The organism is Corallococcus sp. AB011P (assembly GCF_003611605.1).
GTDB lineage: Bacteria > Myxococcota > Myxococcia > Myxococcales > Myxococcaceae > Corallococcus > Corallococcus coralloides.
Genome location: NZ_RAVX01000005.1, coordinates 1 through 25,492, shown reverse-complemented (window position 1 = coordinate 25,492; position 25,492 = coordinate 1). Strand labels below are relative to the sequence as shown.

Here is a 25,492-nt window from a genome sequence, read left to right as displayed (position 1 = left end):
AAGGAACCTTGTAGGCCCCGGATTCCGGGCTCTCAATACGCAGCGCGTTAGCGTGTCTGGGAAAAACAAAGGGCCCGGAACGGTTGTGTTCCGGGCCCTCAGGTGTTCGTTGATGTTGGCGTTTGGGGTCAGAGCACGCCCGGGGACGCCTTCGCCTGGGCCTTGGCGAAGACCTCACGCAGGCGCGTGGCGACCTTGGGCATCACGTCCTCGAAGGCGAACGCGGCGGACTGCCCCAGGGTTTCCTCGCCGCTGGCGCCCCCGCGCAGCCACGCGGAGGCCCCCTTGCTCTTCTGGGACGCGCCCTCGAACAGGTCGCGCATCGAGACGGAGTCCTGGCCTCCCTTGGAGTGGACCGTCAGCTTCAGCTCCGACACGAAGCCACCGGCGTGGACGCTGAAGAATTGGATCTCCGGGATGATGAGCACATCCGCGTCACCCAGGTCGTCGGGGCTGGACGCCTCCTGGACGGACTGGAAGACGGTGCCCATCATCTGCGGGAAGCTTCGGGTGAGGGCCTCGCCGATGTAGATGTCCCAGGTTTGCGTGAAGCCCAGGGCGAAGTATTTGCCCGAATCGATGAGCGCCTTCTGCTCGGGGGAGATGAAGTAGCGCGCGCGGAGCGCCAACGGCGTCCCCGCGTTGGACATGGGCGCGGGGCTCGGCCTCACCTGGTGGGTACAGCCGACGAACGTGAGCAGCGCGAACAAAGGCAGAACAAGGTTCCTGGGCATGGCGACTTCATAGCCCACCCCTCCCTTCCCACCCAATCCCAGGCAGGAATGACCCGCCGCGACGAGTAGGGGCGAGGTCCCCCCATTGACCCAAAGCCGGGAAAACCCGTTTGATTCATCCATGCTCAATCAAACCCCGGAGTACCAGTCCTGTATCCAGAGTTCCGAACGGGTGTCCTGGCGTCTGGATGAGCTGTTGCCCAGGGACACCGTGCTCGACTTCAGCCACCGGTTCCTTTCGGATGCGCTGACCGGGACGGAAGACATCCCCTTCCTGAGCGCGGAGGAGCGGCTGATGTTGAATCACATCCGCTCCAACAGCTACGCGCACCTGTTCCTGTTCCTGGAGGAGTACGCCGTCGCCCTGGCCTCCCAGCGCGCCGGCCTGGAGCTTCACGGGAACGCGACGCACATGCGGGCGCTGCTGCGCTTCACCGAGGAGGAGCTGAAGCACCAGCAGCTCTTCGCGCGCTTCACCGGCGCGTTCGCCAAGGGCTTCAAGGTCGCCCCTGCCCTGCTCGACAACCAGGTGGAGGTGGCCCGGGCCATCATGTCGAAGTCGAACCTGGGCGTGCTGATCTTCAACCTGCACATGGAGCTGATGACGCAGCAGCACTACCAGGAAACGGTTCGCGGAAACAAAGACGAGACGCTGGATCCGCTGTTCTGCAACCTGCTCAAGCACCACTGGCTGGAAGAGGCGCAGCACACCCGGCTGGACTTCCTGGAGGCCCAGAAGATCCTCGCCCAGGCGCCCGAAGCCCTGGACGCGGCCCTGACCGAATACGCGGAGCTGCTCCAGGCGCTGCGTGGCACCCTGAACGCGCAGCTCGCGTTGGATCTCCAGACGCTGGAGAAGGCGGTGGGGCGCACGTTCACGCCCACCGAACGCCAGCAGTTGTCCGAGTCCCAGGAGCGTTCGTATGTCTGGGGTTTCATCGGGATGGGAATGAAGGCCCCGCTCTTCCTCTCCCGCCTGCGCGCGCTCTCCCCCCTCGCGGAGCAGCGCGTGCTGGAGCTGGCCCCGACGTACTACTGCGCCTGAGCCGGAACCCCGCTGAAGCTCAGCGAGCGCCCGGGCCTGCCGTGGGCCCGGGGGTGAGGACTCCCGCGGAGGTGGCCTGGAGCCGGCAGCGCGCCTCGGCGGCCCGCGCCTGCACGGCGTCCTCGTGCTGTCCCAGCGACAGCATGAGGGCCGCGGCCCTCGCGTAGTGCTCCGCCGCCAGCTCGGGCGGAAGGACCTGTTCGTCGGAGCGCGCGGACGCCAGCAGGTGCGGCAGTGCCCGCTCCGTCCTTCCGGCGCCCAGCCAGTGGTGCGCCAGGAGGATGGAGGGAGCGCCGTCCGCCTCGAACACCGTGGCGAGCCGGGCGTGCAGCACGCGCTCCTCGCCCGGCCCCATCCCCGCCAGGACCGCCTCCATCACCAGGTCGTGGCTGAAGCGCTCCCCCAGGAGGACCTGGGCCGCCTCCAGCTCCGCGAGCGCCTCGTGCGCCTCCGCCGGCTTCACCTGGAGCACCCCGGGCACGAGCGAGGTCTGGAAGAAGGCCGCCGCCAACGCCGCGAGCCGCGCGCACTGGAGCGCCAGCGGGGACAGCCCCTCCAGACGCCGCTGGATGAGCGGGCCCACGCGCCCCGGAGGTGGCAGCCGCTGGGGCCACTCGCGGTGCAGCGAGTCCGTCTCCAGCAGGTGCTTCAGCGTCTCCACGACGTACAGGGGATTGCCGCCCGTGTAGCGGGCCAGGGCCTCCAGGTGCGCCTCCGCGCCCGGCAGCCCCATGCCCGCCACCATGCGCTTCACGTCCTCGTCCGTCAGCGCGTCCACCTCCACGATGCACGCCAGCCCCGCCTCCACGAGCCGGGCCACGTGCATTCCCGTCTCAGGCACCAGCTCTCCCCGGCGGTAGCAGTCGATGAAGCGCAGGCTCCGGGCGCCCGGAGGGGCTGAGTCGGCCAGCCGGGAGAACGCGAAGGCGAAGGCCCGCGCGCTGGCCCCGTCCCAGTACTGCACGTCGTCCGCGACGCTGATGTCCTCGTGCTCGTGAAGCAGATGGAGCGACACCACGATGGCGTCGTAGAAGCGCAGCATGCCGGCCTCGGAGGCCAGGGGTGGCAGGAGCCGCGCATCTCCCAGTTCGGGGAGGATGCGCGACAGCTCGGTGCGCACCCAGTCCGGCAGCTTCACGTCCGGCCAGCGCCGCAGCTGCGTGCGGAAGGCGCGCGCCTGGGACGCGAACGGCACGTCCCGGTCTCCCACTCGCGCGTCGATGCGCCCCCAGCGGCCCTGCGTGGCCGCGAACTCCTCCGCCAGCCGCGTCTTGCCGCTGCCGGGCTCACCGGAGATGAACAGCAACTGGCCCGCCTCCCAGCCGGCTTCCAGCTGCCGCCACGCGGCGTCCCGGCCCACCAGCACCGGAGGACGCAGCACGGACAGCGGCAGCGCGGGCCGAGTGGCCGGAGCGGAGCGGGGGCGCGGCGTGGCCTGCTCCACCTCCCGCACCAGCGCGAGCGTCTCCGGCATGGGCGTGACGCCCAGCTCCCGGTCCAGCACGCCGCGCAGATGTTCGAAGGTGGCGAGCGCGGCGCCCCGGTCACCCTGCAGGTAGTGCAGCCGGATGAGGTGGCGGCCGGCCTGCTCGGATTCGGGCTCCTGCCGCGCCCACGTCTGCGCGAGCCCCAGGGCGGCGGTCCAATCACCCGCGGCGGTGAGCTGGGCGATGCGGCCCTCGCGCGCCTCGCGCCCCCACCCCTCGATGCCCGCGCGGGCGCCGTCCAGCCAGCGCGCGAGCTCCGGACAGTCATCGAAGTCGAAGCCGGCCAGCAGCGTGCTGTCTTCCGCGTCGACACACGCCAGGGCCTCCGCGTGGGCACGGGCCTCCGCGGCGGCCTTGAAGCACGCGGCGTCCACGGACGAGGGCGAGACCAATGCCAGCCGTTCGGCGTCGCCCTCCACCAGGGGCGCCTCCTCCGTGGCGACCCGCAGGCGGCGCAGCAGCTGCCGCAGGTTGCTTCGCACCGTCGTGGGCGGCGAATCCGGCCACAGGAGGGACGCGAGCGCGAACTTGGGCGAGGGGCCCTGCAATGCCAGCCACGCCAGCAGCGCCGCGGTGCGCCGCTCCAACCTCACCCGTTGACCGTCGGGGCCGCACAGCTGCGCCAGCCCCAGGACCCGCACCCGCCATTCCCTGCCATCCACCGTCAATCTCCCCAGGCTTCGCGCCGTCATGCGAAGCGCGCACCTTACTCGACCAGACGTGGAGGCAGGCCATCGGCGGCCGCTCATGCCTGGCCATGGCGCTGTCCGCCGGCGTCCGAGCCTGGGAGCGCTGGTGGGCCCGGATGACGGGACAACCGGGAGGCTGGAGCCGTGCACGGCCCGTGCGCATCCATTCCCCATGCTGGCTCTTCGACAGTGTGGACTCGGTTGGCTGGCGTTGTCCGTGACCTGGCCGGTGTACGCGGCGGACCCCGAGGTGTGGGGCGAAGGGATGATGGTGAAGGTCCGCCCCGACGACACCGCGCCAGGAAGCAGCACCGAGGTACGACTCACCGCCGCGCGCAATGAGTTCGTCTCCTTCCAGGTGGCGTTGCACGGCGGGGACCTGGGCCTGCGAGGCGTGCGCGCCCGCCTGCCCGGGCTGGTGGGGCCCTCGACGCTGACGGGGCCGGACGTGACGCTGTACCGGCAGGCGTACCTCACCATCCAGCAGGACTCCGTGTCCGGACAGCCAATGGGGCGGTGGCCGGACGGGCTGGTGCCGGACACGGACGAGATCGCCAGGGAGCCGCGCAACGCCTTTCCCTTCGACGTGCCCGCGCACGAGGCGCGAGCCCTCTGGGTGGACGTGCACGTGCCCGCGAACGCGCCGCCGGGCGAATACACGGGCACGGTGACGGTGGAGGCGGAGGGCGGCTTCCAGCGGCAGGTGACCGCGATACTGACGGTGGTGGACGCGGTGATGCCGAGCACGTCCTCGTTGGCCTCGGCGTTCCCCCTGTTGCCGACGCAGGTGTGCCGCGCGCACCTGGGCCGGAGTGACTGCTCGCCCGCGGAGCTGCAGCCGCTGCTCGTGCGCTACCAGCAGCTGTCGCTGGAGCACCGCCTCACGCAGCCCAAGCTCTACCTGACCAGGTCCGGGCCTCAAGGCTGGAGCGACTTCGACGCGACGTGGGGGCCCAGCCTGGATGGCACCGCGCCCACGCGGCTGTCCGGCGCGCGGATGACGAGCGTGGAATACGCGGGCCCCTTCACCGCTGGCGGCCTGGAGGCCTTCACCGGGCACATGCGCGAGCGCGGCTGGCTGGCGCGTGCCCATGCGAAGATTGGCGATGAGCCGTTCGACGCGCTCTCCTTCCAGTTGGTGCAGGCCACCGGGACGCTGGTGCGGCAGGCCGCGCCCGGCCTTCGCACCATGCTGACGGTGAACTCCCTCCAGCTGAAGCGCAACGGCATGGAGTCCCTCGTGGACATCGCGGTGCCGCTGGTGAACCACCTGGATGGCACGACTCCGGACTACCTGGGAGACCAGAGCCCGACGTACGCGGGCTTCCTCTCGCGTCCTGGAACGGAGTTGTGGATGTATCAGAGTTGCTCCAGCCACGGCTGCGCTCCCGGAAGCCACATGCCGGAGAACCAGCCGGGGTCGGGCTGGCCGTCCTACATGGTGGACCGCCCCTCGGCGAAGGCCCGCGCGATGCAGTGGCTGGCCTTCCTCTTCGGCGCCAAGGGCGAGCTGTACTACGAGACAGGGGCCCTGCTCCCCACGGCGTGGACGGACCAGTACCACTTCGGTGGCAACGGGGACGGGACGCTGTTCTACGCGGGCACGCCCGAGATGATTGGCGGGAAGACGGACGTGCCGGTGGCATCCCTGCGACTGAAGCTCATCCGCCAGGGCATGCAGGACTATGAATGGCTCAAGGCGGTGAGTGACGCGGGAGACCCGGCCTTCGCGCGCCAGGTGGCGCGGGAGCTGATCCCCAACGCGTGGCAGGTGCCGGATGACGGCGCCCTGTTCGATGCGGCGCGGCTGCGGCTCATCCAGCGCTACGGGGAACTGACCACCGGCAACCCAGCCGCCCCGCGCATGGGCGGGGAGCCTGTCTCCATGCCCCTGGAGCCGCAGGTTCCAGGCGGTCCGGGGCAGCCGGGCGGGCAAGGCAACGCGAACGGCTGCGGCGCGGCCCCTGGCGTCTCCGTGGCGGGAGTCCTGCTATGGGCGGCCTGGGCGCAGGGCAGGAGACGCCGGGCGCGGGAGCGGCGGCCTCCTCACGGTGTCTCGGGCAGCTGAAGGCCCGCCTTCAGCAATTCGGTCTTGATGGCGCGGGACTCCCGGGCCCGCCCCCGGAGGAAGTCCGCGTGCAGGTCCCGTTGCTCCCGGATGCGGACCCCGCCCGCGAAGAGGGCCTGAAGGACCTGCACGGCCCTGGCCTCCGTGCAGAAGGCCCCTGCGCGCAGGGCCTGGGCATACAGAGAGGTGCCTGGCTCCTCCGCGATGGCGCCACGAGACATCCTGCCCAGCAGCAGGGAGACGGCCTGCGCGCTACAGCCGTTCGCGGCAAGCGCGATGGGCGAACCGGAGGTGCGTTGGAGGTCCACGCGCGCGCCGGCATCCAGCAACAGCTTCACCAGCGTGGGGTCCCCCTTGTCCTCCTGGAGCCGCCGCACCGCTTCCAGCAGCGGGACGGGAGTCGAGAGCCTCGTCGCGTTGGGATTCGCGCCCGCCTTCAGCAGGAGCCGGACGACCTCCACATGTCCCTTCACCGTGGCCAGCCGCAACGGCGTGCTTGCGTCCCCCGTCTGGCCATCGGGCGAAGCGCCCAGCTTGAGAACTCGCGCCACCTGCGCGGTGAGGCCGGACTCCGCCAGCATCCAGAGGGGAGGCCGCACCCCACCCTCCAACAGGACGTCCACCATCGCCGGGCCCTTGTCGTTGACGTCCCCGAGCCAACGCCTGACGACGTCGTCCACCTCGGGCGACGGTGAAGGCACGCCCGCGGCCAGCACGGCACGCATCAGCGCGAGGTCCCAGTGGGCGAAGGCCTGCCCCATGGCGTCCTGCATGACGGAAGGGGAAAACCCACCCCGCCGCCGCAGGGCAAGTCGCTTCACCCGGGGAGTCTGGCGCGCTTTGACGGCGGCGAGGAAGTCCGCTTCCGGCAGACACGCGGACCCGGCGGAGGCCCCCGCGTCCAGCAGGCGCTGCTCGATGCGCTTCAAGCCGCTGAGGCGCGCGAAGCACAGCGCGTTCCACCCGGGTGGAGGCCAGTACCGCGCGTGCCGGGGCACGACGAGGTGCGGATCCGCGCCCGCGTCCAGCAAGACGTTGGCGGCCTTCTCGCTCCCGGACTCGCACGCCACCATGAGCGGGGAATACAGGCGGGGATGAACCAGCTCGTCGGTGTCGTTGAGGGACGCGCCCTCGGCCAGCAACGCACGCAACGCCCCGGCGTCGTCCCGGGTGATGGCGCGCATCACCGGCGTCGACTGGGGGAGCGGGGACGTCGCTTGCGCGGCACGCCCGCCCAGGAGCAGCACCCCGAGCGCGGCGAGAAGGGTCGCACGACGGGCGGAACACGGGGACATGAGGTGCTCGGGGGACATGGCTAGGGGCTCAGCACCTTTCGCAGACACGCGTCCTTCGTCCGCTGCTGGAGCGCATCAAGACAGAGCTCGCGACGGGAGCGGTCTCCAAACGGTCCCCGGTCCTCGTCCTCGTCCAGGCACTCCAGCAGGTCGAGGTCGAAGCGTGTGAACGGCGCGATGTCCACGGCCTGCCGCAGCTCCTTGAAGGACCTGCGTCGCAGCAGCGCCGTGGACAGCGAGAGCGGGACATGGCTCCAGTGTGAGGTTCTTCCCATCGGCATGAGCCTCCACCGGAGGCCCAGCGGCTCGCGCCCCTGGAGGCATCGCGCTACGCCCTGCCCTCCTGGCCTCCCGTGCGTGAACGGCGGCGGCGCATCACGCCCCAGGTGAACATCAGCAGCCCGCTCCAGCTGAGGCCCGCGGAGGTTTCGCTGCTCGCGCCACAGCCGCAACCTCCCGCGGGGAGCGGCTCGTCAGGAGGCGGCTGGACGCGCGCGGCCACGCTCACCGGGAAGGTGCAGGTGGCGCTGTTGCCCGCGTCATCCGTGGCGGTGACCGTCACCTGCGTCGTCCCCACGGGGAACACGGCGCCGGAGGCGTGGCTGTAGCTCAGCGTCGGAGTGGATGCCGGGTCCCGCGCGGTGGCCGCAGGGTAGTCCACGGCCAATCCCTCCGAGGGCGCATCCGCCTTCCGCACCGGCGCGGGGCAGGTGAGCACCGGAGCGGTGGTGTCCTGGATGATGACGGTGAAGGAACAGGACGCCGTGTTGCCCGCGTCGTCCGTGGCGGAGAGGACGACCTCGGTCGTGCCCAGGGGGAAGAGGCTGCCGGGGGCGTGGCTCAGCGACACACTGGGAGACGCCGTCACCAGGTCGCGCGGAGCGGGCACGGAGAAATCGACCTGGGTGCCCGTGACGTCCTGGGCCTCGCGGGTCAACGGACCGGGGCAGCCCACGTCCGGCGCCGTGGTGTCCCGCACCGTGACGGTGAAGGCACACCGACCGATGTTGCCCGCCGCGTCCGTCGCCTCCGCGCTGACGCGAGTGGTGCCCAGCGGGAAGAGCGCCCCGGGCTCATGGCTGAGCACGAGGGCGGGCACGGCCGTGACCGCATCCACGGCCGAGGGGGCCGCGAAGTCCACGGCGGTGCCGTTGCGCCCCGTCGCCTCGGCGACGACGTCCGCGCCACAGGAGAGGACCGGAGCCGCTGTGTCACGCACCGTCACGGTGAAGGTGCAGCCGGACGTGTTGCCGGCCCCGTCCGTCGCGGTGGCGCTCACCCGAGTGGAGCCCAGCGGAAAGACAGCGCCGCTGACATGGCTCAGCGCCACCTGGGGCTCGGCCGTGACCGCGTCCGCGGCGGTGGGCATCGGGAAGACAACCAAGGCGCCAGAGGGGCCCGTCGCCTCGGCCACCACGTCCGCGGCGCACGACACGGACGGCGCCTGCGTGTCGCGCACGGTGACGGTGAAGCCGCAGGTGTCCGTGCGGCCCAGCCCGTCCGTGACGGTCGCGCTCACGGACGTCGCCCCGAGCGGAAACTCCGTCCCGGAGTCCTGGCTGTACGTCACGGCGAGCGGTCCACGTCCAGAAGGCGTCGCGGACAGGTAGACGACGGAGGCGCCCCCGGCGCGGGTGGCCTCCACCACGAGCGGCGCGGGACAGGTGATCGTGGGCGGAGGCGGCAGGGACACGGTGACGTTGAACGTGCACGTGGCGCTGTTGCCCGCGACATCGGTCGCGACGACCCGCACCTGCGTGCCGCCCACGTCGAAGTGCGAGCCCGACGCGGCGCTGTACTCCACCGTGACGTCCGACACCGGATCCGAAGCGCTCGCCGCCGCGTAGGTGACGGTGGCGCCCTGGAGGCTCGTGGCCTCCACCGTGACGTCCGCCGGACAGGACAGCGAGGGCGGCATCGTGTCCCGCACCGTGACGGGAATGGAGCAGGTGGCGGAGTTGCCCGCCGCGTCCGTCGCCGTGGCCGTCACCGGCGTGGTGCCCAAGGGGAACGTGCTGCCGCGCTCATGGCTCAACGACAGCGTGGGCGCGGCCGTGACGGCATCCGTGGCCGTGGGCGCAGGGAAGTCCACCGGAGCCCCGGTGCGTCCCACGGCCTCCGCCACCACCTCCCCTGAGCACGTGAGCTCCGGCGCGGTGGTGTCCCGCACGGTGACGGAGAAGCCGCAAGAGGCCGTGCGCGCGGCCCCATCCACCACCGTGACCGTGACAGTGGTGCTGCTCAGCGGGAACCCACTCCCGGACTCATGGCTGTACGTCACGGCGAGCGGAGGCATGCCCACGGCACTGGCGGCCGGATAGCTCACGGACGCGCCCGAAGCAGAGGTGGCCTCGGCGACCACGTCTCCCGGGCAGGTGATGCTCGCGGGAGGATAGGTGCACGTTCCGCCCCCGCACGTTCCGCCCGCGCACGCGCTCTGGCAGCAGACGCCCTCCACGCAGAAGCCGCTGGTGCAGTCCGGGCCAGTGGCGCACTTCGCACCGTTCACGGGGTCGGACACGAGCCGCAGCTTGGTGCGCAGCTGCGCGACCGCCACCTCATACGGTTCATACGCCACCAGGAAGCGCCCCCGTCCCCAGGATGCGACCGCCGGCACCGTCGTGCTCGACACGCTCATGGGGATGTCGGAGATGAGGAACCGCGCCGCGTCCACCAGCGTGAGGTCTGGCATCAGCCGCCCGCCCAGGAGCTGGTACGCGGACGCGGAGCTCTCCCGCCAGACCAACAGATAGGCATTGCCATCGAACGCCAAGGCAGGGGCGCCCTTGGAGGCACTGCCCGCGAAGAGCTCGCGACCCGCGCCGTCCAGGAGGGCTCCATCCTGGGCCCTGACCCGCGCGCCGTAGAGCGTCGAGGGGGTCCAGCTCACCGCGTCGTACCAGACGACCAGGAAGTGCGTTCCATCGAAGGCCACGGCGGAAGAGCGCTGCATCTCGGCGCGGGTCGTGACCGGAAGGCTCGGACTGTCCGCGACGGTGCCGTCCGAGGCGCGCACGCGTGCGGCATGGATGTCCTGATTCGAGCTCCCGTTGCGGTAGTCGGTCCAGGTCACCAGGAAGTAGCCTCCACCAAAGGACACTGCGGGAGTGCCCTCGTCGTAGCTGCCCACCGCCACCGCGATGCCGGCGGGGTCCAGCACGGCCCCGTCCGAGGCCCGGACCCGCGCGCCATACACATCCTTCGTCCCGCCCGTGCCGTTCCGGTAGTCCTCCCACGTGACGAAGAACAGCCCGGCGCCGGCGGCCACCCTCGGATAGAACTGCGAGTTGGACGCGGCGCTGATGACGATGGGCGACGACTCCAGCACCACCCCATCCGACTCCCGGACACGCACGCCCAGGATGTCGTAACCGGAGCTACGGCCGGGCAGGCTGTCCATCCACGTCACCAGGAACTGGCCCTCCGCGAAGCTGACGGAGGGATTCGTCTGGGTATTGACACCCGTGGCGATGGGGATGGCCACCGGATCAAGCACGACACCATCCGAGGCCCTCACCCGCACGCCATAGATGTCGGAGTACGCGGGGCGCGCACGCGTGTCCTGCCACACCACGAGGTAGCTGTCCGCGCCCGCGGCCACGGCGGGCGCCCCTTCGGCGTTGGCCTCCGCGGAGAGCATCAGCGGAGCGGTGTCGAGCACCGCCAGATCCGAGCCGCGCACCCGGATGCCAAGGATGTCCTTGCTGGAATCGAGCAGGTCCGTCCAGACGACCAGGAACCGGGTCCCGTCGAAGACCGTGAGCGGGAGTTCCTCGGCATGCGTGAGGGACGAGGCCAGGGCCACCGTCTGGCCGAGCACCGTGCCATCCACGCCGACCCGCACGCCCCAGACGTCCCGCTGGGAGCCGGACGTCCGCTGCCACACGACCAGGAACTGGCTTCCATCGAAGGCGCAGGAGTTCGAGACCTGAGACTCGGGGCCGGTGGCCAGGGCAAGCCCCTGAGGGTCGAGCACCACGCCATCCGCGCTCCTCACCCGCGCGCCGTAGATGTCGCTCTGCGCGGCACCGGCACGGGTGTCATCCCAGGTCACAAGGAAGGTGTCACCGGCGGCGGCGATAGAGACCCCGCTCTGGGTGCCAATCGCACGGGAGATGGCGATGCCCGCCGGGTCGACCACGGTGCCAGCGACGCTGACGCGCGCCCCGTAGATGTCCGTCGCCGAGCTGTTCCTGTCGTCGGTCCAGGCCACCAGGAACTGACTGCCGTTGAAGCTCACGGCAGGTGAGTGCTGGGCCCCTGACAGGCGGGCAATGGGGATGCCGGAGCTGTCGAGCACCGCGCCATCCGACGCCCTCACGCGCGCGCCGTAGATGTCACTGAACGTGTTCCGGGAGTCGCTCCAGACGACAAAGTAGTTGGCGCCATCGAAAGTGATCGCTGGCGAGTTCCTGCTCCCCTGGCCAACGGAGACCGCGAACGCGCTCCCCAGACGCTGACCCGTAGCGCCACTCACCCGCACCGCGTTGATGCCGCTGGCCTCATCCCAGGCCACCAGGAAATCGCTCCCGTTGGAGGCGATGGCGGGATTGGACTGGGGGCCCCACCCCGTCCCCAGGAGCAGGCCCGAAAAGTCCAGCACCGCGCCATCCGAGCTGCGCACGCGGGTGCCAACGACCTCATTGTCGGTGCCGTTGTTGATGACCCATGCCAGCAGGTAGATGCCATTGCCCACCGCGACCGCCGGAGAGGATTCACTGTTGCGACTCGATGTGGGCACCGGGGCGTCGGGGCTGATCTCCGGAGAGATGATCGGATCCAGCACGGCCGGATATCCCGACTCCTCCAACACCCGCGCCGGCACGCGCAGCACCAGCGCCTGCCCCTCCCGCACGGACGCCACAGGAGTGCGCGTGCCCGCCGCGTCCACCCAGGTGGCCCGGCCGTATCTCACGCCCAGCCCTGTCTGACGGTCCACGAAGTGGTGTCCCTGCGCCGTCTCGCTGACGTAATCCATGCCCGTCAGCTCCACCCGGACCTCCAGGTCGCCCGAGCCCTCCGGCCGCGCCGCCAGCTCCCAGCGCTGCTCCAGCCCCGCGTCGCCATTCTGGAGGACCTCCACCACCGGCCCCCGCTCCAGAGCCAGCGCCCCGTCGTCGCGCACCGACGTCCGCGCGGCCTTCGCCAGCGACTGCCCACCCCGGGAGACCGACGCCGTCCTCACCCGCAGCGGCGAGCCGGTAACGGGAGCGTCCTGCCCTTCCGTCACATGGCGCGGCGAGACCTGCACCGACCCACCGGCGTCGACCCGGACCGAGTACGTCCCCTGCCCGCTCGTGAAGGCCCCGGACTCCGCGCGGAAGGACTGGCGCACGCGGCGGATGACGGCCTGGAAGTCGATGGCCGGCGAGACGTCCACCGGAGCGGAATCGCCAGTGGACGCGGGAGCGCTGGATGCGGGCTCCACGGGCATCTGCGTGGGAGTGCAAGCGGTGAGGAGCAACACCAGACCGGCCGCGAGCGCGGAAGTCAGACGGAGACAATGGCGGAAGGCCATGAGGACTTTCAGTTCAGGAAGAGGTGTCAGCCCATGCGCGACGGTGCGGCACGCCGACAAGGACAGACACTACCTGAAGGCCGCCCCCTTCGATAAGTCGGTGCGCCCTGACCCGGGCCCGGAAGCGCGCGAATCACAAGCACGTTTTGAATGCCTTCCATGTTTCGCGGTGTCCGCCACGCCCATGGGCCCGCGGGGTCGGTTCAGGGGTAGATTCCAGGGCATGAAGACGCTTCCCGCCCTCGCACTGCGAGTGACCGCCCTGTCCCTGCTGTCCGGCTGCGCGACGCTCGACACGTCGAACATGTCGCCCTCCTGCCGCGACCAGTACGACGCCTGCCTCGACAGCTGTCAGCCACGCGGCCGGCCCGCATCGCGGCAGCCACCGGACTCCGCGCAGGGCTACGCGGAGCGGCTCACCCCCGATACGCAGACGCCGGCCTGCACCGACGCCTGCAAGCAGCAGGCGAAGACCTGCTCCTGAGCCCATGGCCCCGGAGCGCTACGAGACGCTGGACGGCTCCACGCCGGACGTCACCCCACTGGCGGCGGAGGTCGGGCTCAAGCAACCGTTGAGCGCCTTCACCCTGCTGGAGGGAGGCGACGTCTTCGAATCGCGCGGAGGCCGTCCCCCCGCGGAAGGCCCCGCGAGGGCCCGCGCCTGGGTGAGCGCGAAGCTGGAGCTCAAGCCGTACGGCGCTCCGGCGGCCCAGGTGAAGCGGGTGCAGGACGAGGTGGTGCGGCAGCTCGCCGGGAACCTCCAGCTCATCGCCCGCCTGGAGGCCGCGCGGCCCCTGACGCTGGAGCTGATTCCCCCCGGGCACACGCTGGTGAAGTACGGCTATCCCCGGGCCGTGTCCCCCCAGGCCGCGGGCCTCTTCTGGGACCATCCGGACTGGCCCAGGGCAAGAATCGCGCTGCGGCAGGACCGGCTGGAGTCGGAGCAGTACCTGGTCTTCCACGAGATGGCGCACGCCATCCAGGGGCTGGCCTTCACCCAGAAGGAGAGCGAGCTCATCTACCGCACGATGCTCCGCACGTACCGCAGCCGCGCCGCGGTGGATGAGGTCTTCGCCATCTACAGCGAGCGCGAGTTCGTCACCGGCGTCTCCGCGCACGACCTGCGCGCCCCCGGCGTGTACGGCATGGCCCGCCAGCGGTGGAACGAGGAGCACCTCTTCACCCGCTTCGTGCGAAACCTCTATTTCCCCTACAAACCCCTGGCCGGCGGCACGGCGGGAATGACTTCGTCCAGCTTCGGTTGAGACGGTCTCCAGGCGCCCGGCCACGCCCGGGACGCGAGGCATCCTCGGATTGAAGCCCGCTTCCGTCGCATGGTAGGAGGAGGCGGGCCGGTCGCCTCGACGGAACATCATGGACTCCCCCGGTGCTGAACGGCCTCGTCGCCGGTTGACGCGAATCATCGCGGGCGCAGGCCTGATCCTCCTCGCGACGTTCGTCCTCCTGCTCATCGCGGTCGTGACCGCGCTCCACCACCTCGACCACCCCTGGCTGAAGCCGCACGTCGTCTCGCAGGTGGAAGCGGCCTCGGGCGTGCGGCTGGACTACCAGACGGCGCGAATCGACGTGCTCTCCGGGCTACGCCTGGAGGGCCTGGTGGTGTGGACCCCGCCGCCGTTCCAGGACGTCGCGCCCGAGTTCCTGCGCGTTGGCACGCTGGAGGCGGCGTGGTCGTTCGGGGCCCTGGTGAAGGGGCCGGTCCGGGTGGAGCGGGTGGCGGTGCGCGACGCGACCGTCGTCCTGGTGGCGGATGACAAAGGGACCACGTCGCTCACGAACCTGACGGGACCGCCGGAGCCCGAAGCCGTGGATGAAGCGTCCCCCGGGACCTCCCGGCAGGTCGCGGACCTCTTCGCCTCCCCGTTCCCGGTCTCGAACATCGAGCTGTCGAACGTGTCGCTGACGTATGTCCGCGTCCAGGGCGGCGCGGTGGCGGACCGCTGGTCCCTGCGCGGGCTGGAAGCCGGAATCGAAGCGAAGCCGCGGGACAAGGGCTGGAAGCTCTTCGTGGACCTCGGCAAGCCCGGGAAGCCGCTGGCCCTCACGCTGAACCGCGAAGCGCCCGCCGCCGAGGCCCTGCTGGAGCTGGCCCTGTCGGTGGAAGCGAGCACGGACGTGGCTCACGTGAAGGTGGACCTGGACGTCGCGAAGCAGACCTTCGATCCGCGCTTCACGCTCCGCTCGCTGCTGCACGGCGCGGTGAAGGCGAAGTTCGACGCCAGCAAGCAACACACCACCGTCGAGTTGGAGCGCACGCGGCTGACCGACAGCGCCGAGGTGCAGGCCCAACTGGTGCTTCCGGATGCGTCGGAGGTTCCTCCCGTGCTGACACAGGCCCTGGCGAACGTGGACCTGGGACGGCTGTTGCAATGGATCCCCGAGGACCTGCGCCCGTTCACGCTGGAGCGCGGCAAGGTGCACCTGGAGGCCCGCGAGGTCACGCTCAGCGACATGCCCCAGCTGGGAGCCCAGGGCCGGCTCGGGCTGGACGTCGACGTGGCGAAGCTCCTCTTCGTGCAGGAGGCGCTCCGGGTGGAGCTTGGCGATGGACGCATCTCGCTGACGGCGACCCCGGATGCACCCCAGGGACTGGCCACGCGGCTCGCGTTCGCGCTCCAGGGGCTGGACGTCGGAGGCGCCACTCCGCTCCGCGTTCCGAAGGCCTCCGGAGAACTGACGGGGCGTCAGCTGAGGCCCGACCTCTCCTCGCCCTTCCGGGTCGCGGGCGACGCGGCCCTGTCCGCCAGGGTGGATGCGCTGGACGTCCGGGCGTCCGGGTACCGTGCGATGGCGGAGCGCCTGGGCTTCCAGCTCCAGGTGCCCCTGACGGCGAAGCCCCCGTTCGCGCTGAAGGCGGACCTGCCCGTGGAGACGCTCCGGGTGCTCGCCCCGAAGGGCCGCGAGGTGCTCAAGGGGCCCGCGCGCGTGCAACTGAACGTGACGGACGCCTTCCCCACGATGGAGGAGCCCCGCCTCAGCAAGGCTCGCGCGCGACTGGAGCTGGACGTGGGCACGCTGCACGCGTCGCTGGACGCCACCAAGGGCACCGACGACGTGGCCTACACGCTGGCAGTCCAGACGCCGGACCTCGTCGCCGCACGGCCCTTCATTCCGGATGACGTCGCCGCGCGGCTCCCCTGGAAGCAGCTCGCCGTGGCGCTGACCTCCAAAGGCAGACTGACGGCCCTCTTCGCCCCCTCGCCGCGCGTGGATCACCAGACAGAGCTGCGCCTGGGGAAGCCGGGATGGGACGACGTGTCGGCCGCCAGCGCCGCGCTGGTGCTGAAGTCGCAAGGGGACGAGTGGAAGCACCAGGGCGCCCTGGACCTGAAGCTCGAAGGGCTGCGCATCGGAGACACCGACGCGGGCGTGCAACACCAGACGCTGACGTTCGACGTCGACCGCCGCAAGCTCGCGCTCAAGCTGGGGCTCACCGGCCATGAGGGCCTGAAGGTCGCCGCCGACGCGGCGCTGGCGTTCAACCCGAAGGCCCGCGCGCTCCGCATGGACGTGAAGGGCGACTTCCCGCCGCTGGGCCCCCTGTCGCCGCTGCTGGCGAAGGCGCGGGTGCCCCCGGAAGTAGACCCCTCCAAGCTCGCGATGACCGGCGAGCTGCACGGCACCCTGACCGGCCTCATCACGCACCTGGGCTCCGACGGAAGCTTCCGCCTGGCCCCCATGCCTCCGCGCGCCGCCAGCTTCGAGGGCAAGGCCCACATGGACCTGCGCGGCGTGCGCTGGAAGCAGGCGGACCAGACCATCAACGTCCCCGCCCTGCGTTGGGAGGGCGAGTCCCACGCCGAGGGCTCCCAGCGCACCGTCCGCACGACCCTGGCGGTGGAGAAGCTCACCGTCAGCATGAACGAGCGCCGGTTGACCTTCGCGGACCTGTCCAGCGACAGCACCGCCACCTTCACCGACCAATGGGAGAAGGGGGACATCGAGCTGAAGCAGCTCGTGAAGGTCCGCTCGATGGAGCAGAAGCCGGCGCTGCCCTACCCCGTGCAGGACGTGGAGGCGTCGTTCTCCGTCGTGCGCAAGCCCACCGGCGTCATCCGCATCCCGGACCTGAAGCTGTCCAATGGTGGCACCCAGACGCTGCTGAAGGTCCGGGGGCGGCTCGACCTGAGCAACGAGCAGCAGCGCATGGGGCTCCGGGGCTCGCTGGAGCAGGACCTGGCCCGCCTCGCGCGGCCCGGCCAGGTCGAAGGCAGCGGCAAGGTCACGGTGGACTTCCGCGTGGCGTCGCCGGACCTGGTGGTCTTCCGCACCTCCTCCAACCTCAAGCTCCAGGACGTGAACGTGCGGATGCCCGAGTCCGGCATCGCGGTGGAGGCGCTCAACGGCGACGTGCCGCTGACGGAGAACGTGGAGGTCTCCCAGGACGGCGTGCGGCTCTTGAACGACCTGGACGTGAACCCGTACTCGATGCTGCGCTTCGCGGATCAGCACCCGCTGCTCACACGCAGCGGCTTCATGTCCGCGGACCGCATCACCACGCCGTGGGTGACCATCGCGCCGCTGGCGGGCAACCTGGCCATCAACCAGAACGTGTTCTCCATGAGCCAGCTGGAGATGGGCGTCCGAGGAGGACGCATCACCGGCCAGTGCATGCTGAACTGGCAGGGCAAGCACTCCACGCTGGAGGCCCACGTGAGGGCCACGGGCGTGAAGTCCTCCCGGGGCGAGCCCTTCGACGGCAACGCCGCCATGGTCATCTCCGCCAGGGACCGCAGCATCAACGGGCGCGCGGAGATCCTGCGCATTGGCAACCGCCACCTGTTGGACCTGCTGGACCTGGAGGACCCGCACCACACCGACCCCGCCACCAACCGCGTCCGCTACGCGCTGGGCCTGGGGTACCCGGAGCACGTGCGCGTGAGCTTCAAGCAGGGCTTCGGCAGCCTGCTCATCACCATGGGCGGCCTGGCCCGGCTGGTCAGCATCAACGAGATCCGGGGCATCCCCCTGGGCCCCATCGTCGACCGCCTCATCACTTCCATGACCCCTCCGGAGGCCCTGCAATGAGACACCGTGGGTTGTTGCTCGTGGCCGCCCTCGCCGCGTCCGGGTGCATCAGCGCCCCGGAGATCGTCATGGTGGACCGGGCGACGGCGCTCGAGGAGCAGGCCGCGGGCTCGTACAAGGACGTGGAGCAGCGGCTGGCGCGCGCGGGCATGAACCCCACGCCGGTGCCGCTCACGCCCAACCAGTTGGAGGACCTGGGCATCCAGCCCCCGCCGCTGGTGGAGAACCTGGGCAAGACGCAGGCGGACCGCGTGGACGACCTGGTGCGGCGCCACTGCGTGGGCGAGGGCAAGGACGGGCTGCTGGTGCTCACCCGGCGCCAGTGCACGGCCGGGCGCGTGTCCGCGGATGACGCCGCCCTGGTGGAGCGGGTGAACCGGGCCCGGCGCCAGTTGTGGCAGTGGATGAAGACCGTGCGCCCCGGCGTGCCGGAAGCGACGCTGCGCCAGAACTGGCGTCTGGCGCACGCGGAAGGCGTCGTCTGCGGAGGCTGGGTGGAGGCCGAGGACGGCACCTGGGGAGAGAAGAAGTGCTGACGCGCCCAGGCCCCTGGGTCCTGGCCCTGGCCGTGCTCGTCGCGGGCGGCGCCTGGGCCCAGGACGATGAGAACGACGGAGGCATGCGCCTGCCCGAGCGGCTCACCGTGGGCATGGGCGACCAGTTCCTGGGGCAGCTGGGGCCCGACGAGAACTCGCTGCTGTTCGTGTCCAACCGGGACATCGCGACGGAGATCTTCGTCCAGGACCTGGAGAAGGGCCGCGAGCGCCGCCTCTTCGACGAAGGCGCGGACGTGACGTGGCCGCGCATCAGCCCCAATGGCAAGCAGCTGCTCTACATCTCGTTCCGCACCCAGGCCGGCGGCCAGCTCTGCGTGAGGGAGCTGCCAGAGGCGAAGGAGCGCCGCTGTCTGGAGGAGGAGCTCAGCGCGCTGCAGGCGGAGTGGATCGACGACACGCACATCGCGCTGGTGAGCCGCGCGACCATCCAGGGAGACCTGCGGCTGTCGAAGGTGGCGCTGGGGGCCGGGTGGCACGTGACGCCGCTGCTCGACCGCAACCTGACCAGCCCCACCTTCTCCCCGGACGGGCGCTGGCTGGTGTACGTCCCCGTCAAACGCTCCGTGCAGGAGGTGGGGCCGGGCTTCGCCGCGCGAGCGGCGCCGCACCTGGAGGCCGTCCGGTTGGATGTCCCCGGCGCGGCCCCCGTCCCGCTGACGCTGGACATCCCGGGGCAGACGGGCCAGCCGGTGTTCGCGCGCGACGGACGCTCGCTGTACGTGGTGCAGTTCTTCACCGACTCCAACGGGGACGGGGTGATTGACGCGAGCGACAGCGGGGTGCTGTTCCGCGTGCCCTTCGCCTCCGAGCGCGACGACGCGCCCGCCCAGGCCGCCGCCGCCAGCCCCAACCAGCTCACCAGCGAGGCGTGGAACTGCGAGTACCCGTCCCCCACCGCCGCGTCGCTCGTCACGACCTGTTCCCGGGGCCAGTCGCTGGACGTGTATCAACTGCCGCTGGATGGCCAGGTGCCCGGCGAATGGGACGTGAAGCGCCTCAGCGAGGAGCTGGGCATGGTGGGCCGGCGCGCGGATCAGCTCATCCTCTACCGCCAGCGCCTGCTGCTCGAAACCCGGCCCAAGCTCCGCCGGTTGTTGATGATGCGCCTGAGCCAGCTGCACCTGGCCTACGGCGACTTCGACGCCGCGGACTTCTACGCCCGCCAGATGTCGAAGGTGGACGACCCCGTCACCGCCGGGCTGTCGGAGCCGTTGCGCATCCTCATCGCCCACCGGAAAGCACTGAAGGAGCGCGACCGGGGCCGCATGGTGGACGAGTTGCAGGAGGCCGAACGCCAACGCATGACGGCCCTGGACCCCGCCGCCGCGCCCAGCCCGCCCTCCGCCGTCTACCGGCATGTCGTGCGCAGCGAGCTGGCGCAGTCGTCCGGCGACTTCACGCTCGCCCGCCAGGAGCTGGAGGCGGCGCAGCTGACGGACACCACGCCGCGCGCGGTGCTGGAGGGCTGGTACGAACAGGCGGACGCGCTGTACCGGGAGCTGGACGACCGGGACGCACTGGTCGCCGCCGGTCACAAGCTCTCCCAGAACAAGGTCTTCAAGCAGGACGACCAGCTCGACTTCGCGCGCGGCGCCGTCCGCGCCCTGTACCGGGGACGCCCCTACGCGGAGGCAGACGCCGCCATGGCCCAGGCGCTCGCGGCGGAGCCCCCTGGGACACCGTATGCGTTCGCCCTGGAGCTGGGCCGCCACGTCAATGCGTTGAACGAGGAGCGCCCTCCCCGCCCCGTCCGGGACGCCCTGGTCGCGTTCTACAAACAGCAGACGGATCCGCTCCGCCGCCGCGTGGTGGTGCAGGACGCCGCCGAGCGCGCGGCGAGCCTGGGCGCCGACGGCGTGATGGAGGCCCTGGCGACGCTCTACGTCGACGACGCGCCGGCCGGCACCGAGGAGCGGCGCCGGGCGGAGCGGCTGTTCCGCCGCGCGCTGATGGGCCGCGCCTACCGCCGCATGGGGCGGGACCGGATGGACGAGGCGCGCGCGGACTTCGATCTCGTGACGCGGCGGACGGGCTCGCTGGAGAGCGCCGTCGAGTCCATGAGCCTGCGCCTGCGCGCGGGCGTCGCCCCCGACGTGGTGATGAAGGAGGTCACCACGGAGGTGCCGGGCAAGGCCAACTCGCTCTCGCACTTCGTGAAGGCCTACGTGACGACGCGCCGGCTGTCCAAGCTGGATGACGACGCCCACGCCCAGGCGGTGAAGACCGGCCTCGCGGAGCTGCGCGCGGCGTGGCAGGAGCTCAAGAACCAGCGCGAGGTGCAGGCCCTCATGGGGGCCATCCACCACGAGGACTTCCTGCGCGGCCGCAACCCCGCCGCCGCCGAGCGCGCCAACCGGCACTACCTGGTCGCCCTGGACCTGGTGCGCAACAACGCGCGCTACAAGGCCATGATCCTCGGCGCGCTGGGACTGCTGCACACGCAGGTGGGCAACTACCACATCGCACTGGGCTACCTGGACGAGCGGGACAAGCTGCCCTACACGGACAACGGCGCGGGATTGTCGGTCTCCCTGGCCCGTGCCCGGGCGCTCCTGCACGTCAACCGCGAGGCGGAGGCCGCGCAGGCGGCGGACAAGGCCCTGGCCACGGTGGAGGCCACGCCGAAGATGGAACGGTTCCTCCCGTTGGTGACGGACCGCGCGGCGCTCTACAACCTGGCCGCGGGCCGGTTCGAACGGGCCCTGACACTCTACGACCGCGCGCTGCCCGGCATCGAAGCCGGCCCTCGTGATGAAGAGGGTCTGCGCAACCGGCTGGTGCTGCGGCTGGCCCGCGGCGGCGCGGCGCTGGGCGCGGACAAGCCCCAGCGAGCGCTGGAGGACCTGGACCAGGTGGACCGGGACCTGGCGACGCCCGCCGTGCAGGCCACTCTGAGGCAGGCGCACGCCACGCCCAGGTTCGTGCAGCGCGCGTATCGCATCATCGCCGCCGGGCTGCGCGCCAACGCGGAGACGCGGCTCGGGCGCATGGACGCCGCGGCCCGAGCGCTGGAGCAGCGGCGAGCGCTGTTCCTGGAGCAGTTCGATGAGCTGGATCGCGACGAGGACATCCGCGCGGTGACGCTGGCGGAGCTGCGGCTGGCGGAGAACGCCGTGGACCGCCGCGACCCGGCGCAGGCGGCGCAGTGGCTGGGCAAGGCGCTGGAGCACGCCGATTCGCTGATGGCGCGCACGCACGCGCCGGTCGATGCAGGCCAGCTGGACGTGCTCTGGTTCGCGGCGCAGCTGCAATCCGAGGACAAGACGCGGATGCCCTTCGACGTGCCCCAGCGGATGGAACAGGCGCGGCGGACGCTCCTCGAGCAGCGCGACCCGGCGTGGCGCGCCTATCTGGCGTGGTTCAACATCTACCTGGCGCTCGACGGGAAGGTCCCTGCCTCGGCGGACAAGCCAGCCCCGGGGCAGGAAATCCAGACGGCGTCTGAATAGCGGCTGCGAACACATGACGCCCAGGCCCACACGCTTCGGAGCGTCGCTCGCACGGCCCGGGCCACGGCGGCCGGGGCGGTCCTCCCCAAGGCGAATAGCCCCTCACCGCCAGTCCGGCCCCTGCCTGCCAGGACGGCCGGAAACCCGGCGGCTTGGAGTGTCGTTTCCTGAAAGTCACGAACTCCCCGTCAGGATGTCAGACGTCGTCCGTATGGTGTCGGGCATGGAGGCGATGATGCAGACGATGTTGGTGTTCGTGCCGGTGGCCCTGCTGGTGGGCGCCGTGGTGATGATTCCCCGCTCCCGCCGTCGCGTGCGGCGGTGGAAGGTGCGGGCCGGGTAGCAGGCGGATCCGCGCCCGTCGGATCCGCTCCCTTCCGAGGGAGCGGAGCGTGCTGACGGGGGCTCGAAAACAGATGCTTGACGGGGGCGGATGAGGACGGTACAAGCCGCCTCACTGAATCACGGCGGGGCCGCCCAGGGCGGATAGCTCAGCGGTAGAGCGGCGCCCTTACAAGGCGATGGTCACAGGTTCAATCCCTGTTCCGCCCATATAGATTTTTGTGGGGAGTTAGTTCAGTTGGTTAGAACGCCGGCCTGTCACGCCGGAGGCCACGGGTTCAAGTCCCGTACTCCTCGCCACTAGAGAGGCCCGGAACCGAAAGGTTCCGGGCCTTTCGCTTTTTCAGCTCCCCTGCGCGGGGAGCTTCTCGTGTTCGAAGATCCTCACCGCGGGCAAGGACCCGCGTCAGACGGCCGAGGGCCCTCGCAAGGACCGGTGGTACTTCTGGAGGATACGCTCCACGCGCATCTGGCCGAGCAGCGCCTGGAACGCCTCCGTGGCCACCAGCGCTCCTTCCACCGCGTCCATGGTCAGGGCCGGGTTTCCCGCCTGCTCCACCATCCAGCGGCCGTCCGCGGTGATGGCGAACACGGCGCGCTTGGGCTCTCCGGGCAGCCACACCACCAGGAAGAGGTTCTCGCACTCACACCCGGGGTCCGCGCACAGCTCGATCCGCCAGGCGTAGCGCTGCCCGTCCAGCTCCACGCGGCCCAGGATGTCGCGCTCCAGGTCCGCGCCCTCGCCCAGGAGCGACTCCGGCAGCGTATTCCGGCCATGCCGATCACTGAGTCCGGCCCAAGGCGACCACCCGTCCCGGAGCATGCCGAACACCGGGATGACGACGCTGGTGGGGGCTACTTCGCCGCCTTCTTCCCGCTGGTCGAACTCTCGGCCTTGCGAATCGACTCGCCGCCGAGCTTGAGGCGGTGCGCGTTGTGGACGAGTCGGACGCAGATGGCGTCAGCCAGCGTCGCGTCGCCAATGACGGAGTGCCAGTCCTTGGGCTCCAGTTGGCTGACCACAATCGTCGAGCCCAACTGGTAGCGGTCATCGAGCACTTCGAGCAGTTCCTTGCGCTGCGTGGCCGCCAGCGGCTCCCCCCTGTGCCAGCGTAAGGGACGCAGTGAGAGCGTCGAGCACGTTGCGCTCCTGCTTCCTGAGGCTCCTCACGGCCGTGAGGATGCGCTCGACGAAGCGGCTACCGTCCTCGCTCTGGGTGCCAAAGCTCGTCTTGCGCCAGATGACCGCATGGCGCAGGTCCCTCTCGGCGAGGTTGTTGGTGGGCTCGACGCCCTCGGTATAGACGAACGTCCAGAGCGCATCCTTGAGCTTGAGGATTTCCCTGGCGGTGCCGGCCACCGGCTTCGGGCACACCTGCGCGGCCTCCGCCAGGAGTCGCTCCACCTTGCGCATGAGAGGACGCATCGAAGGCGTTCAGCTCGATCACCTACCAACCCGACAGCGTGACACCGCGAAGGTCGCCGACGAGTGGGGAACCCCGGGCCCAACCGTCGCCTTCGAGCACTCCCTCCGGCCTGGCATGCACGTAAGGGCGGGCCGCGAGGGTAACTGTCGGGCGATCGCGGTCGGCGCGGGCCGCCCCCCCGGCCCCGGACTGGATGAAGGGGCGTCCGGGCGCCTGGGAAAACGAGCTGCTCGCGCGTACCTGCTGCCAACAAGGCATGTCGCTGCCTACAGCATGCCGCTTGTCAATGCGGCGTTCGTCTGGGGTGGAAATGTCTACCGATAGCCGCGAATTCTAGCGAGCTTTTGAGGTTGTCAGATCCGGTTGGTATGTGGCGGATCGCTGCGGATGCTGGCGGCTGAACCTGGGGCCACATGAGAGCTTTCGTAATAGCCGTGCTGATGCTGCTGACGGCCGGATGCGCTACGACTCGGGTCGTCAACCTCAACACGGGATACGGCAAGACAATCAGCTACACGCCCCTTGAGTCCGACCCTGTCGAGATAGGGCGGGATGCCTTCAAGCAAGCTGTCACGCAGCTTGTGCTCGACATGAAATTAGATGTCGCGTTCAAGGAAGTTGAACGGGACGACCGTCGCTCCCTGCTCGCGTCGAATGGCGGAGTCGTTGACGGTGCTCAGGGGCGAGCCGTCCCGTCGGCCTACGAGCGAATCTGCCAGCGGCAGGACGACCCCAACGGCTGCATGGGCATGTTGGCGGGTGGGCTTACGTTCGGGCCGATGGAACGCCGTATGATGGCGCTCTACTTCGCGCTCGATACGGTCTGGGAAGGCGTCGAGGATGCCATCCGAGACATGGTGAACGGGGCTGCGTTGCGGGCCATGGTGACGACGATGATCGGGACGGCGCTTGTAATGCTCGTCGCGCCTGAGCCGATTACGAAGGTCATTGCAGTTGCGCTAACGGCATCACTGATTGCGTATCTCGGCACAGGGCCGGTGTGGAATCTCGGGCGGGGGTTCCTGCGCCTCATGGACGAATCGAGGGACGCCGCTAACGTTTCGGAGCTGGAGCGCGCTGGGCATCGCTTCGGAAAGATCCTTGGCGACAACGGCGCTCGCGTGCTGGTGATCGTCGCCCTGTCGGCGCTCGGCGGTAAGAACGCGATGGCTGCACAGGGGCCGAGAATGCCGGGCTTCGCTCAGGCAGCGGTCAGGGCAGAGGCAGAAGGGGGCTTCGTGCTTGCCGGCGCGCTGTCGGGAGGGGTCCAGTCGATCTCGATCTCGTCTGCTGGGGTCCTCAACATTGCGCTTGCTCCGACTGCTGTTGCCGCGGTCGCCATGGGGCCCGGTGCTGGTGTGGGGGCTCGCCCTGCCGGGGGAGTTGGGGGAGGCATTCAAGGCGACCCTGACGGCAAGGTTCATCACATCTGCACGGATAAGAACACCGTGTCCGACGCGAATGGGGGGCCATGGACTCAGCGCTTTCAGGAAATTTTTGACAAGGCAGGTATGAGCCTCAATGCCCCCGCGAACTTGGTTCGTATCCGGGGGCACCAAGGGCCGCACTCTCGCGGGTATCATGAAGCCGTTTTCGAGATTCTTGAGTTCGTGACAGCGGGATGCAGGGGGCCTGATCAGTGCCGAGTTGCGTTGACGGGGGCTCTTGCCAAGATTGCCCAGGACCTCGTAAGGGAGGGGACTAATACTACCCGGTCACTTGAATCCAGGTGGCGGGCGTGATCTACGGTCGGGATGACACCCGCGCAGCTCAAGAAGCTGGACGAGGCGCTGGGCGCCTACCTTGAGGAGATGGTCGCCGGCATGGGGCGA

The 25,492-nt window shown here is 70.1% G+C and carries 15 protein-coding genes, 2 tRNA genes and 2 pseudogenes; 11 read left to right on the top strand and 8 right to left on the bottom strand.

All coding sequences use genetic code 11. The features are described 5' to 3' along the window. Positions 1–128: 128 nt before the first annotated feature. Positions 129–734: a hypothetical protein gene (locus D7X30_RS15925; RefSeq protein WP_147443219.1), complete on the bottom strand. Its 606-nt coding sequence runs from the start codon at positions 732–734 to the stop codon at positions 129–131. A gap of 121 nt (positions 735–855) precedes the next feature. Here D7X30_RS15925 and D7X30_RS15920 point away from each other — a divergent pair, with 121 nt between their 5' ends. After that, positions 856–1,779, top strand: coding sequence for a hypothetical protein (locus D7X30_RS15920; protein ID WP_120563791.1), 924 nt, complete (start codon positions 856–858; stop codon positions 1,777–1,779). Positions 1,780–1,798: 19 nt separating this feature from the next. Here D7X30_RS15920 and D7X30_RS15915 read toward each other — a convergent pair whose 3' ends face one another. Then, a complete protein-coding gene (locus D7X30_RS15915; RefSeq protein ID WP_199724350.1) occupies positions 1,799–3,958 on the bottom strand; it encodes a BTAD domain-containing putative transcriptional regulator in 2,160 nt (719 codons plus the stop codon). 214 nt (positions 3,959–4,172) lie between these two features. On the opposite strand from D7X30_RS15915, the gene D7X30_RS15910 reads away from it, so the two are divergent. After that, on the top strand, positions 4,173–6,023 hold the full coding sequence (locus D7X30_RS15910) for a glycoside hydrolase domain-containing protein (protein ID WP_233591594.1): 1,851 nt from the start codon (positions 4,173–4,175) through the stop codon (positions 6,021–6,023). On the opposite strand, the gene D7X30_RS15905 is transcribed toward D7X30_RS15910, so the two are convergent. From D7X30_RS15905 to D7X30_RS15895, 3 genes are read right to left on the bottom strand one after another with little or no spacing between them, the layout of a single operon-like run. Beyond that, a complete protein-coding gene (locus D7X30_RS15905; protein WP_158619278.1) occupies positions 6,002–7,318 on the bottom strand; it encodes an ankyrin repeat domain-containing protein in 1,317 nt (438 codons plus the stop codon). The two genes, D7X30_RS15910 and D7X30_RS15905, sit on opposite strands and share 22 nt — an antisense overlap. Before the next feature lie 20 nt (positions 7,319–7,338). Continuing rightward, a complete protein-coding gene (locus D7X30_RS15900) occupies positions 7,339–7,593 on the bottom strand; it encodes a hypothetical protein (RefSeq protein WP_120563788.1) in 255 nt (84 codons plus the stop codon). 53 nt (positions 7,594–7,646) lie between these two features. Beyond that, the gene (locus D7X30_RS15895) at positions 7,647–12,836 is read right to left on the bottom strand and encodes an HYR domain-containing protein (RefSeq protein ID WP_120563787.1); all 5,190 of its coding nucleotides are present in this window, start codon (positions 12,834–12,836) and stop codon (positions 7,647–7,649) included. A 223-nt stretch (positions 12,837–13,059) separates the two neighbouring features. Here D7X30_RS15895 and D7X30_RS15890 point away from each other — a divergent pair, with 223 nt between their 5' ends. The 8 genes from D7X30_RS15890 (at position 13,060) to D7X30_RS15860 (ending at position 22,533) form a co-directional block, all read left to right on the top strand. After that, a complete protein-coding gene (locus D7X30_RS15890; RefSeq protein ID WP_120563786.1) occupies positions 13,060–13,320 on the top strand; it encodes a hypothetical protein in 261 nt (86 codons plus the stop codon). Between the two features lie 4 nt (positions 13,321–13,324). Then, a complete protein-coding gene (locus tag D7X30_RS15885) occupies positions 13,325–14,101 on the top strand; it encodes a hypothetical protein (protein ID WP_120563785.1) in 777 nt (258 codons plus the stop codon). A gap of 109 nt (positions 14,102–14,210) precedes the next feature. Next, positions 14,211–17,885, top strand: a complete 3,675-nt coding sequence (locus D7X30_RS15880; RefSeq protein ID WP_120563784.1) for a hypothetical protein — start codon at positions 14,211–14,213, stop codon at positions 17,883–17,885. Further along, complete coding sequence (locus tag D7X30_RS15875; RefSeq protein ID WP_120563783.1) at positions 17,882–18,421, top strand: DUF1318 domain-containing protein; 540 nt, start codon at positions 17,882–17,884, stop codon at positions 18,419–18,421. Before D7X30_RS15880 ends, D7X30_RS15875 begins: the two co-directional genes overlap by 4 nt. Next, a complete protein-coding gene (locus D7X30_RS15870; RefSeq protein WP_120563782.1) occupies positions 18,415–21,891 on the top strand; it encodes a PD40 domain-containing protein in 3,477 nt (1,158 codons plus the stop codon). Before D7X30_RS15875 ends, D7X30_RS15870 begins: the two co-directional genes overlap by 7 nt. 193 nt (positions 21,892–22,084) lie before the next feature. Beyond that, on the top strand, positions 22,085–22,234 hold the full coding sequence (locus D7X30_RS41965) for a hypothetical protein (RefSeq protein ID WP_158619277.1): 150 nt from the start codon (positions 22,085–22,087) through the stop codon (positions 22,232–22,234). Between the two features lie 137 nt (positions 22,235–22,371). Further along, positions 22,372–22,443 (top strand) — tRNA-Val (locus D7X30_RS15865). 13 nt (positions 22,444–22,456) lie between these two features. Continuing rightward, positions 22,457–22,533 (top strand) — tRNA-Asp (locus D7X30_RS15860). Positions 22,534–22,639: 106 nt separating this feature from the next. On the opposite strand, the gene D7X30_RS15855 is transcribed toward D7X30_RS15860, so the two are convergent. The 3 genes and pseudogenes from D7X30_RS15855 to D7X30_RS15845 all read right to left on the bottom strand — a co-directional run. Then, positions 22,640–23,056: a hypothetical protein gene (locus D7X30_RS15855; RefSeq protein ID WP_147443218.1), complete on the bottom strand. Its 417-nt coding sequence runs from the start codon at positions 23,054–23,056 to the stop codon at positions 22,640–22,642. A 32-nt stretch (positions 23,057–23,088) separates the two neighbouring features. Further along, a pseudogene (locus tag D7X30_RS15850) lies at positions 23,089–23,328 on the bottom strand (ATP-binding protein); the annotation flags it as partial. Continuing rightward, a pseudogene (locus tag D7X30_RS15845) lies at positions 23,282–23,659 on the bottom strand (transposase); the annotation flags it as partial. The pseudogenes D7X30_RS15850 and D7X30_RS15845, both read right to left, overlap by 47 nt. Before the next feature lie 414 nt (positions 23,660–24,073). On the opposite strand from D7X30_RS15845, the gene D7X30_RS15840 reads away from it, so the two are divergent. Then, the gene (locus tag D7X30_RS15840; RefSeq protein WP_120563779.1) at positions 24,074–25,402 is read left to right on the top strand and encodes an AHH domain-containing protein; all 1,329 of its coding nucleotides are present in this window, start codon (positions 24,074–24,076) and stop codon (positions 25,400–25,402) included. The last annotated feature ends 90 nt before the right edge of the window (positions 25,403–25,492 follow it).

What these genes read in the sequence shown, in the direction of transcription:
- D7X30_RS15925 (WP_147443219.1), bottom strand. Translation starts at nt 734, where the DNA reads ATGCCCAGGAACCTTGTTCTGCCTTTGTTCGCGCTGCTCACGTTCGTC.
- D7X30_RS15920 (WP_120563791.1), top strand. Translation starts at nt 856, where the DNA reads ATGCTCAATCAAACCCCGGAGTACCAGTCCTGTATCCAGAGTTCCGAA.
- D7X30_RS15915 (WP_199724350.1), bottom strand. Translation starts at nt 3,958, where the DNA reads ATGACGGCGCGAAGCCTGGGGAGATTGACGGTGGATGGCAGGGAATGG.
- D7X30_RS15905 (WP_158619278.1), bottom strand. Translation starts at nt 7,318, where the DNA reads ATGTCCCCGTGTTCCGCCCGTCGTGCGACCCTTCTCGCCGCGCTCGGG.
- D7X30_RS15900 (WP_120563788.1), bottom strand. Translation starts at nt 7,593, where the DNA reads ATGGGAAGAACCTCACACTGGAGCCATGTCCCGCTCTCGCTGTCCACG.
- D7X30_RS15895 (WP_120563787.1), bottom strand. Translation starts at nt 12,836, where the DNA reads ATGGCCTTCCGCCATTGTCTCCGTCTGACTTCCGCGCTCGCGGCCGGT.
- D7X30_RS15890 (WP_120563786.1), top strand. Translation starts at nt 13,060, where the DNA reads ATGAAGACGCTTCCCGCCCTCGCACTGCGAGTGACCGCCCTGTCCCTG.
- D7X30_RS15885 (WP_120563785.1), top strand. Translation starts at nt 13,325, where the DNA reads ATGGCCCCGGAGCGCTACGAGACGCTGGACGGCTCCACGCCGGACGTC.
- D7X30_RS15880 (WP_120563784.1), top strand. Translation starts at nt 14,211, where the DNA reads ATGGACTCCCCCGGTGCTGAACGGCCTCGTCGCCGGTTGACGCGAATC.
- D7X30_RS15875 (WP_120563783.1), top strand. Translation starts at nt 17,882, where the DNA reads ATGAGACACCGTGGGTTGTTGCTCGTGGCCGCCCTCGCCGCGTCCGGG.
- D7X30_RS41965 (WP_158619277.1), top strand. Translation starts at nt 22,085, where the DNA reads ATGTCAGACGTCGTCCGTATGGTGTCGGGCATGGAGGCGATGATGCAG.
- D7X30_RS15855 (WP_147443218.1), bottom strand. Translation starts at nt 23,056, where the DNA reads ATGCTCCGGGACGGGTGGTCGCCTTGGGCCGGACTCAGTGATCGGCAT.
- D7X30_RS15840 (WP_120563779.1), top strand. Translation starts at nt 24,074, where the DNA reads ATGAGAGCTTTCGTAATAGCCGTGCTGATGCTGCTGACGGCCGGATGC.